We start from the raw sequence: 9,016 nt of genomic DNA on the forward strand, positions 1-9,016 counted from the left end.
GGGTTGTCCTCTTACTCGTTTGTTACTGTTTGTTCAGGCTGATGGTGCGCCAGATAACCCGGCAACCATCCACGTTGGCCACATAGGCCATGTTCACTTGGCTACCGATGATCTCCTTGATCTCGAAGGCCTTGTCCCGCAGGCCTGGCGGTGGTTTATCAACTTCCAGCATCGGGCTGGCAAACCCCAGCTTGGCGCTCAGTACCCTGCATTGGCTGCGGGCCATCTGGCGGCTGACCTGCTCTGCCAGGCGCACCTTGTCACTCAGTTCCATCTTCATCTCGCAACAACTCCTATGTGGTTCCAGGCGGCCTTGATGTGCTCCAGTGAGAGCGTCTGGCTGGCGCTGGTGGCGATGGAGGTGGCAACTTGCAGCAAGCGATAAAGCGAGCGCAGCGCCCCCACGGATTGCGGGATCTTGTCGTAGGCAAAGCGAATGACCTCCTTGTCCTCGATCCCCCAGACACTCATATAACTGGCGATGTCGTCCCGGCTCACGGTGGGCAGTTCCAGGCAACTGATGACCCGTGACCACACCGGGTTCATGTCCACGGCAGTGCGGGGGGCGCTCATCCGGGTTTTCACTACGTCATTGCCCAGTAACACCACCCCGATGCGGTCATCGGTCAACACCCGGATACCGTTGAGAATGCGTTCTGACAGGTATTGCGCTTCATCGATAAGCAGCAGGCCGTTGGTGCCGCTGATGCGCTGGGCAATGGCTTCACTCATCCGAGCGCGGGTCATGCCGTGGCTGGCGATCTTCAGCTGGTCACACAGCCCTTGCAGCACGGCCATCTCGTTGTTGCGAAAGGGGTCTGCGGTGAAGATCCACACATTGCTGTTCTCGGACTGGTAGTGGCGAGCGGTAGTGGTCTTGCCGACACCGGCCCCTTTGTAAACCAGCCCCCATGCACGTAGGGCCTGTGCGGTCTTCATCACATTCTGGATGCGCACCGCCGTTGGCAACGGCAGCCATTCATCCTTGGGACCACGCGCCAGGTCTTGGGTTTTGGCGCTCTCTTCACGGGTCTTGAGCCACTTCTCCAGCTTGGCGAGATTGCGCTCGACATTGCCCTTGTAAGTGCCCGTCATCAGGGCGCTCAGGACCGCTTCGCTCATCCCGGCCTGTTTGGAAACCTGCACCTGGGTCAATTCGCTATCTGTTGCCAATGCGGCATTTACTCGGTCAATCACAGTGGTCATGGCGTCAGTCCTTCTTCCCAAATAGGTCAATCAATGTGTCGGTGAAATCGATGCTGTCTGCGGTGCTTGCCGGTGTGCTGTCACACCCTACGGCCCGCTTGAAGGCTATCTGTTCTGGCAACCTAGGCAGCCCTGGCATCATCTGCACTAGTCCAGGGGCCACGCCTTGCGCGGCGCTCTCATCTTCATCTTTTTGCCGCTTCAAGGCGGCATTGCGCAGTTGGTCGGCAACCTCTGCCGGTGTCATCATCTCGGCGGTGCTTTGCATCAGCTCGACTCTGCCCATCACCTCTTCTTGTGCCAGCCGTTGCAGGCGGGCCCCGCGCTGGTCGTTGTAGCCAACGTCCTCCAGGATGGGGATAAGGCCGATAAGCGACCCCTTTTCGTCGTAGGCATATACCCCCGAGTGCAAGTTGAAGGGGTCAAACCGCAAGGACACCTGGGTGCCGATATATGGATAGAGCAGCGAGCTGTGATAACGGTTGCGCTCGCCCAGGGGCGTTTGACCTGCTTTGAGCTCAATCAACCCGCCTTCGTTAACCCGGCACTGCTCGGTGCGCATCAGGCAGAGCAACAGCTGCTGTTCGGTGGCCTTGCGCACGCTGACCTGGCTGTAACTCTCTTCGAACACCTGGCGATAACTGAGCCCGCGAGCCCTGGCCATTTCACTGCGCCGACCGGTGCGGCTGTTCCAGGCTTCGATCTCCTCTGCCAATACCGCCAGAAAGGTCTCCAGCGGGATGGCATTCTTCTGTGAGTCTGCATAGTGGGCGGGTTTCTTCTCTACCGAGTCGCCCACGGTCGCCAGGTTGAAGGCCGGGTGCTTGTCCACGTATTCACCCAGGCCGCTCTTGCCGTTAAAGGCCCGTTCAATCGGCTTGGCCCGTGCGTTACCCTTGTTACCAGCGGTATCCGCCTCCACGCGTGTCCAGGTCACATCTACCCCCAGCGCCTTCATCGCCCCTTCGACCTCTGCCGAGTCAAACTTCTTGTGCTTGCGATCCCGACCACTGGGGCGGCACATCCGTCCAGTCATCGCTTGACTCAGTGCCGCACTGCCTCGGTCAAGGGTGCAGGCATCAGGTACGCCGTAACGGCTGACCATCTGGTGCAGGGCGAGCCCCAGCATGTCGGTGTTTTCACTCACATCGACGCAGTAAGAGAGCAGCATCGAGCTGTAAACGTCCTGGAAGAACCAGGTGGTGGGGCGCACGATCTCGCCGTTGGGTAGTGCCACCCACAGGTTGTGGGTGTAGCCGTCGCCGTTGACGTGAGCCAGGGCGTGCAATCCAACGCGGGTCCGCCGCTGGGCAGGCGCCAGGGTCTGCTTGGCCTTGAACACCCCGCCACGCATCGCCACCCGCAACTCCAGCGGGATATGGGTTTTAATGCGATTCTTGATGGTGTCGATACTGGGTACAGCCCAACCGTTGAGGGCTGCCGCCCGTGTCAGTCGCTCATAACAGGCCTGAACGCTGGGAGCATCACTACGCAGCCAATCCCCTTGAAAGAAGGACCAGGCTTCCGGGCTTAATTCGGCACGCCGCTTGGTATTTAGGCCGTTCTCATCAATCAAGGCAGCCAACCAATCACCTTTATCAATCCGCTTCAGACCCGGTTTGACATAGAACCAGCGGGTCAGGTTGGAGGCGGCAACGCCTGTCTTTTCGGCAACATCGGCCATGGCCTTCTTGATACCCATGCCATGACGTTCAACCAGATCCGCCACCATCAGGCACACCTCAAACCGGCGACTGGCTTCCTGACGCTTCTTCTCGCTCGATTCCTGATAGGTGAGCCACAGCTCCTCACTGCCGGTCTCGATACGGGTCTTCACTTCACCTTTCTTAAGATCCTTCACCTGCTGGTGGAGTAGGTGGGCTCGGGTCTCCGGTGGCAGACAATCAATGTGGTACTCGAAGCCTTTGCCCTTTGCCCGCTTCTGGCGCCATTCGGCTTTTTGCTCGGATAACTTGTTGAGTTTCGTCAACGTGTTCCGTTCAGTGCCAGGCATACCGGGTAAACCAATAAGCTCTTTAACGGTAAGGAACATATTCATGCTGCCCGTTGATTTCTGATGTCTTGGGCTCTCTGTTTGGCTCTTGCTTTCAATTCCGCACGTGCACGACGTTTTGCCCATCGCTCAGGCCATATTTCATCCGCCTGAAGACTAAGAAATTGGGCGATGTACGTTTCATGAGCAGGATAAGAAGCTGAGTGCAATGCGCGAGTGAGAGCAGCTTTACTTCTTCCTTCGGTATAAATCTCGGATAGCGCTTGCATAGAAAGGCCCTTGGCCTTGACGGCGGCAACGACCTGATCGCTGCTCCAATCCTTAATGGGTGATCCAATTTGAGTCATTTTGCGGTACTCTCCCGAATGCACATTTTTACGGTAAACCTTTAGGGGAAACTCTCACCCTAAGACCTTGAGGAAATTATTGATCGCAAAAAGCATCAAGTAAAGGGAAATTGAGATCTTTTTCTCTGATTGAGGTTTTTTCGGGGTGAGACAAAACTTTCACAGTAAAATCACTCACTTAGGCAAAAAAGATGAACGAGGAAGGAAAAGCCACCGAAGATCTTTTTCTCAATGAGAGAAACGGATCCGAAAACAAGATTCAAACCAGACTGAAAGAGCTCAAAGGAAAACGGACATTGCGCGAGCTGGCGGATTTTTGGGGTATTCCACTCTCAACCATAAACGGTTGGATCATTAGAGGATCGCAGCCACCATTAGAAGCCGCCGCAAAAGTAGCGAAAGCAGAAGGAATAAGCCTGGAGTGGCTTGCTACTGGAGAAGGGCAGATGTATGAAGCTCCAGAGGCACACCACTATGGTGACCGAGTTCATAACGTCTGTAGCACCAGAGATATGGATCACCTCACCAAAGTGCCTACATTCGATGTAGAGGCATCTGCGGGGGCAGGAACTTGGATTAATGCCGAAAACATCCGTGATTACTGGTATGTGCCAAGAACCTGGCTGCGTCAGGAACGCCTGGAGCACGCCGAGCTATGCATGATCAACACCATTGGTGACAGCATGACACCATATATCAACCATGGTGACCGTCTGCTCGTTAAAACCAACATAGACCGCGAGAAGGCACTGGACGGCGTATTCGTTATCAATCTGGATGGCAACCTACGTGTAAAACGTCTGGAGGCAACTCTGTTCCCTGCGGGATATAGAGTGAAAAGCGACAACGAACTGTACCCGCCAGAGTTCGTTCCGGCAGCAGAGCTGACCCAGCGCCTGTACGTTATAGGTGAAGTCGTGCGTGTATTCGGTCAACCAGCCAAACCTACACCGCCTGTTCAGTGAAGATGTGCTCTGGATATAATGGTGAGAGATAACGATGGCGGCAGAAATCTAATGGTGTAGCAGAAGTGGGGCTCGGCCCCATTATCTTTATCTGATTCAGGTTCATAGCTGTTCCATGCACAACCTGAATTTCATGGATCACGAGAAAAGGATCCATCCCCTCTCAAACCTCGCTTAAACCCTTATTCAACGGGGCTTCAAGAGAGGTTCACCATATTGATCTCATAGGTTCATATCTAGATCCCCCCCTCAGGGGTGACGGCACGCCCCTCCAACAGGCTGGCATGGCGCGGCTCCACCGCCCCCAGCAGCTGCACCTCATGGCCCTGGCCGATCAGCTCGTAAGCGGCCCAGACCAGATCGAGCGGGCCCACCTGTCCCCAACTCGCCAAGGTGACTGGCACCCCCTTCTCCTGCTCGATGAGGTGGCGGGCAAAGCGGGTATGCAGCCAGCCCAGCCACACCTGTTGCAGCAGCTCGCCATCGGGTCGCTCGCGCCACAGCCCCAGCAGCCGTTCCACCAGCGGCTGCAGCACCCTGCTGCGCACCAGCTCGAACGGGTAGCTCGCCAACAGGTCGTTCAGCTCGGCCTCCGCCTTGCGCTGATTGAAGGCGAGCAGCGCCTGACTGAACTGCTCCAGGGTCTGCTGCCAGTGATCGCTCACCGGCTGGGCCTGGGGTTCACTCAGGAGCCCCTTCACCTGTCCGATGCTCACTCCCCGCTCCAGCCAGCTCAGGATCTCGCCGATCTGGCGAATGTCCTGCTCGCTGTAGAGGCGGTGGCCCTTCTCGGTGCGGGCCGGCTGCACCAGCCCGTAGCGGCGCTGCCAGGCGCGCAGGGTCACGGCGTTGACGCCGGTGAGGCGGGAGACCTCGCGAATGGGGTAGATCCCCTCCTCCGGCGAAGGAGAAGCGGCGTGCGGTAGATCAGACATAACGGCATCCAGTAAAGGTTGAGGGAGAGGCCCGGCCATCCGCCGGGGCCTGCACAGAACATTCAGAGCCCGTAGCGCAGTTTCAGCGTGTCGGGATGGGGATTGAGGTACACCTGCTCGGCGAGATAGGGGTTGGGGTACTCGCGCAGGTAGTGACGGATCAGGGTGAGCGGCACCAGCAAGGGGAAGACACCGGTGCGGTACTTATCGATGGTGTCGCACAGTTCCTGCTTCTGGGCCGGGGTCAGCACCCGCTTGAAGTAGCCCTGCAGGTGCATCAGCACATTGGTGTGACTGCGCCGGTTGGCCCGCAGGGTCAGCGCCGCCATCAACCCCTTGATGTAGCTGTCGGCCACCTGCTGCAGGTCGGCCTTGGCCAGGTTGCCGAGCAGCTTGCCGAGTGCCCGGTAGTGGGTAGTGGCGTGGGAGAGCACCAGATACTTGTAGCGGGAGTGGAAACGGATCAGCGCAGAGGCGGTGATGCCGCGCGCGCAGAGCTGCTGCCAGTCGTGGTAGGCAAAGACCCGCAGCACAAAGTTTTCCCGCAGGATGGGATCGCACAGGCGGCCATCTTCCTCCACCGGCAGCAGGGGATTGGCCTCCATCAGCGCCTTGGCAAACAGGCCAACCCCCTCCTTGGCACTCCCCTCGTTGTTGGCGCCATAGATCCGCACCCGCTCCATGCCACAGCTGGGGGATTTGGCGCAGAGGATGTAGCCGGAGATGAAGTCGAGCTGGCGCGCCTTCTGCTCGCTGAAGGCGATGAGCTGGTCGGTGACATCGAAGCTGCCGTTGCTCGCCTCGGCGCGGATCTCGCCGTGGCGCTTGACCAGCCGGATGGCGGCGCGGGGCGCCCCGAGGCCAATGGCCATCTCGGGACAGACGGGGTGATAGTCAAAGTGGGCACCGAGATCCCGCTCGCAGAAGCTGGAACGCTTGTGGCCCCCGTCGAACCGTACCTCCTGCCCCAGCAGGCAGGCGCTGATACCAACCTTGATCTTGTACATATCATCACTCCTTGTATAAGTCTGAATCAGTTATAGCAGTTATACAAAAAATTGGAAGTTGTATAACTATTGCGGACTGATACGGCGCAAGGGTGAAGGGTGGATCAACCGGAAATGAAAAAACCCATGACCGAAGTCATGGGTAAAAATGAAGACACTACAGGAAGAATGATTAGAAGCTGTACTTCACACCCAGGCTGGTGATGGAGCCCTGTTGCAGGTCCCACTTGCGATAGGTGTAGTCGGCGGTGAGGGCCAGGTTCTGGCTCACCTTGTAGGCGGCGCCCACTTTGAAATCGTGCATGTCGTCGGTCATGTTGGCGTAGCGGTAGCCGGTGGAGAGCTCGACCGCGCCGATGTCGTAGCGCAGGCCGGCCTCACCGTACATGCTGCCGCTGTTTTTGCGGGTGATCACATCCCAGCCGCTGTCTTTGACGTTGGCAGCCACCTGACGCTCCATGGTGTAACCCATCAGACCTGCTTCCCCATACAGGTTCAGACCTGTGCTGAGCGGGGTGTAGACACCCAGACCCAGGCTGGAGATGCCCATGCTGTCGTTGCCATCGTTGCGGGAGGTGTACTCGCTGCCCAGACGACCGTAGAAGTTGGAACCGAAGCTCTTGGAGAGGTCCAGGTTCAGACCGCCGAAATCGCGGTTGTTGCTATCCTTGCCGCCGATGTAATCGGACTTGGTGTGCGCCCAGGTCAGGCCGCCTTTGGCGTAGCTGAAGGCATCCTCAGCCAGAGCAGAAGTTGAAGCGAAACCGGCCAGAACCAGAACTGAAAGTGCAGCTTTTTTCATTTTGATGACTCCATCGTTGAGCTAGTTGGGACCTAGCTGGAATGGGGTCATTGTGCAGAGGCCGGGGAGAAATGCCGAGCGGCAAGCTGTTGCCAAACCATGTCAGATGTAAGCAACTGTTGCTGGTGGTTACCGGGTTAACAATCAAGACAGGCTCCACGAAGGAGCCTGTTGCATGAGGGATCAGCGGAACTCCACTTCCTCAATCTCGACCCGCACCAGGGGCTTGCCGGTGAGGCCGGCCGGGCGCGGCACCTCCAGCACCATGGAGGGGCGCTGCTGTCCCTTGCGCAGATAGGACTCCGACAGGCGGTTCTCGCCGACCCAGAAGCGGGCCTCCTGCTTGACCAGCTGGGCCCCCTGCTCGCTGAACAGGGTGACGCTGCCACGCACCCGCACCACGTTGCGGCTGCCGGTGTTGCTCACCATGAATTGCAGTTGCAGAGGATCCGAGCCCTCCACCTTGGCCAGCTTGACGCCGATCCCGTCCTTGACGGCCTGAGCCAGCAGCTCGGGGTTGCTCATCGCCTGCTCGGTCAGCACCGGCACGGCCACCGTGCCCTGCACCGCGCTGCCGTCGGCGGCGGGTTTGAGCAGCAGGTATTCCCAGGTGAAGTCATCGTTGAGCTGCACCTGGCGGCCATCCGGCAGGGTCACCTGGGTGAGCGGAGCGGCCTGCACCAGCAGGGGCGAGAGGCAGAGGGCAACCAGCAGACGGGACAAGGGTTTCATAGGGTGATGACTCGGCGTCGATGGAAAAGGGCGTCAGTATAAAGAGTCCGTCCCGGCTTGCCTATGACCGCACTCACGTTCCTGCCCTCGGTTGCCTAGACCACCAGCTCCTGCCGCTCCTCTTCCGCCGCCATGTCCAGCGTCACCAGATCGAAGGCCGTGCTCTTGAGGGCGGTGAGGATATCCGGCTGCAGATCGAAGGCCTGGGCCCGCAGCCGCGCCGGCACCCGCACCCGGGCCAGGGTGGTGGCCCGATCGGCGAGGGTATGAAAGAACACCTGGGCCTCCTCCAGCCCCATGTCGGCCAGCATCTGCTCCGCCATGTCCACCATCCGCAGATGACGGCGCTCCACCAGCTCGGGGTCGGAGAAACGGTAGCTCAGGCAGCCGTGGGCACTCTTGCCCCAGCGCCCAAGCTGGCGCTTGTTGAAACCGTAGCGAAAGTCCCTGTGGGTCATGCCCTGCTTGGCAAACAGCCAGAGGGTATTGGTCGGCAGGCTGCCGAAACGGCGCAGATACTCCTGCAGCTCCTCCACCGGCGCCGGCAGCAGCATGGGCAGGTGGCTCCAGTCGGTTTCCAGCGCGGTGAGGTGGCAGATGTAGCGCACCGGGTCGATCACCTCGTTGAGGTGGCGCAGGTGGTCACAGAAGATCATCTCATCGGTCTTGATCACCCGCTGCTCGATGCCGTAACGCTGGCAGTAGCGCTTGGCGCGCGCCACCTCCTTGCGGCTGCGGGTCGGGCTGTCCAGGGTGATGGCCCGGATCCGGATACCGCTGGCGCGGCACAGATCCATGCTGTAGCAGGATTCCAGTCGACCGGAGAAGGAGACCGCCAGTTCGCCATAGCCAGCCAGGGTCTCGATAAGTGACTGTTCCCTGGTCTGAAAGGTCTGATCGTATCCCCGATTCAGCACAACGATATTGGCATCCATAACGACGGCACCGGATGATGAATTGGGCGCCATTGTGCTGCAACAATCCTGAATAAACCCTTAAAGGGCAGGG

General features: G+C 58.7%; 9 protein-coding genes and 1 pseudogene. 1 reads left to right on the forward strand and 9 read right to left on the reverse strand.

The window, feature by feature from the left end; all coding sequences use genetic code 11:
- Positions 1-22: 22 nt before the first annotated feature.
- The 4 genes from C2U40_RS16375 to C2U40_RS16390 all read right to left on the reverse strand — a co-directional run bounded on the left by C2U40_RS16375 (position 23) and on the right by C2U40_RS16390 (position 3,567).
- Positions 23-280, reverse strand: coding sequence for a hypothetical protein (locus tag C2U40_RS16375; protein WP_103828484.1), 258 nt, complete (start codon positions 278-280; stop codon positions 23-25).
- On the reverse strand, positions 277-1,206 hold the full coding sequence (locus C2U40_RS16380) for an AAA family ATPase (protein ID WP_103828483.1): 930 nt from the start codon (positions 1,204-1,206) through the stop codon (positions 277-279). The genes C2U40_RS16375 and C2U40_RS16380 overlap by 4 nt, the downstream gene beginning before the upstream one ends.
- Positions 1,207-1,210: 4 nt before the next feature.
- Positions 1,211-3,196 (reverse strand): transposase domain-containing protein, encoded by a 1,986-nt coding sequence (locus C2U40_RS16385; protein WP_233768781.1) that lies wholly within the window; start codon positions 3,194-3,196, stop codon positions 1,211-1,213.
- Positions 3,197-3,261: 65 nt separating this feature from the next.
- Positions 3,262-3,567 carry a helix-turn-helix domain-containing protein gene (locus tag C2U40_RS16390; protein ID WP_103828526.1) on the reverse strand — a complete coding sequence of 102 codons (306 nt, stop codon included), beginning with the start codon at positions 3,565-3,567 and terminating at the stop codon, positions 3,262-3,264.
- A gap of 191 nt (positions 3,568-3,758) precedes the next feature.
- On the opposite strand from C2U40_RS16390, the gene C2U40_RS16395 reads away from it, so the two are divergent.
- The gene (locus tag C2U40_RS16395; RefSeq protein WP_103828481.1) at positions 3,759-4,532 is read left to right on the forward strand and encodes a LexA family transcriptional regulator; all 774 of its coding nucleotides are present in this window, start codon (positions 3,759-3,761) and stop codon (positions 4,530-4,532) included.
- A 251-nt stretch (positions 4,533-4,783) separates the two neighbouring features.
- Here C2U40_RS16395 and C2U40_RS16400 read toward each other — a convergent pair.
- The 5 genes and pseudogenes from C2U40_RS16400 to C2U40_RS16420 form a co-directional block, all read right to left on the reverse strand.
- Positions 4,784-5,467, reverse strand: a pseudogene (locus C2U40_RS16400) (MerR family transcriptional regulator); the annotation flags it as partial.
- Between the two features lie 62 nt (positions 5,468-5,529).
- Positions 5,530-6,474 (reverse strand): YbgA family protein, encoded by a 945-nt coding sequence (locus tag C2U40_RS16405; RefSeq protein ID WP_016349814.1) that lies wholly within the window; start codon positions 6,472-6,474, stop codon positions 5,530-5,532.
- A 172-nt stretch (positions 6,475-6,646) separates the two neighbouring features.
- A complete protein-coding gene (locus C2U40_RS16410; protein ID WP_016349813.1) occupies positions 6,647-7,276 on the reverse strand; it encodes an outer membrane beta-barrel protein in 630 nt (209 codons plus the stop codon).
- Between the two features lie 183 nt (positions 7,277-7,459).
- On the reverse strand, positions 7,460-8,008 hold the full coding sequence (locus C2U40_RS16415) for a DUF3157 family protein (protein ID WP_103827286.1): 549 nt from the start codon (positions 8,006-8,008) through the stop codon (positions 7,460-7,462).
- Positions 8,009-8,103: 95 nt separating this feature from the next.
- Positions 8,104-8,976, reverse strand: coding sequence for a hypothetical protein (locus tag C2U40_RS16420; RefSeq protein WP_011705023.1), 873 nt, complete (start codon positions 8,974-8,976; stop codon positions 8,104-8,106).
- Positions 8,977-9,016: the final 40 nt, after the last annotated feature.

Source organism: Aeromonas sp. ASNIH4 (assembly GCF_002934425.1).
GTDB lineage: Bacteria > Pseudomonadota > Gammaproteobacteria > Enterobacterales > Aeromonadaceae > Aeromonas > Aeromonas hydrophila.

What these genes read in the sequence shown, in the direction of transcription:
- C2U40_RS16375 (WP_103828484.1), bottom strand. Translation starts at nt 280, where the DNA reads ATGAAGATGGAACTGAGTGACAAGGTGCGCCTGGCAGAGCAGGTCAGC.
- C2U40_RS16380 (WP_103828483.1), bottom strand. Translation starts at nt 1,206, where the DNA reads ATGACCACTGTGATTGACCGAGTAAATGCCGCATTGGCAACAGATAGC.
- C2U40_RS16390 (WP_103828526.1), bottom strand. Translation starts at nt 3,567, where the DNA reads ATGACTCAAATTGGATCACCCATTAAGGATTGGAGCAGCGATCAGGTC.
- C2U40_RS16395 (WP_103828481.1), top strand. Translation starts at nt 3,759, where the DNA reads ATGAACGAGGAAGGAAAAGCCACCGAAGATCTTTTTCTCAATGAGAGA.
- C2U40_RS16405 (WP_016349814.1), bottom strand. Translation starts at nt 6,474, where the DNA reads ATGTACAAGATCAAGGTTGGTATCAGCGCCTGCCTGCTGGGGCAGGAG.
- C2U40_RS16410 (WP_016349813.1), bottom strand. Translation starts at nt 7,276, where the DNA reads ATGAAAAAAGCTGCACTTTCAGTTCTGGTTCTGGCCGGTTTCGCTTCA.
- C2U40_RS16415 (WP_103827286.1), bottom strand. Translation starts at nt 8,008, where the DNA reads ATGAAACCCTTGTCCCGTCTGCTGGTTGCCCTCTGCCTCTCGCCCCTG.
- C2U40_RS16420 (WP_011705023.1), bottom strand. Translation starts at nt 8,976, where the DNA reads ATGGCGCCCAATTCATCATCCGGTGCCGTCGTTATGGATGCCAATATC.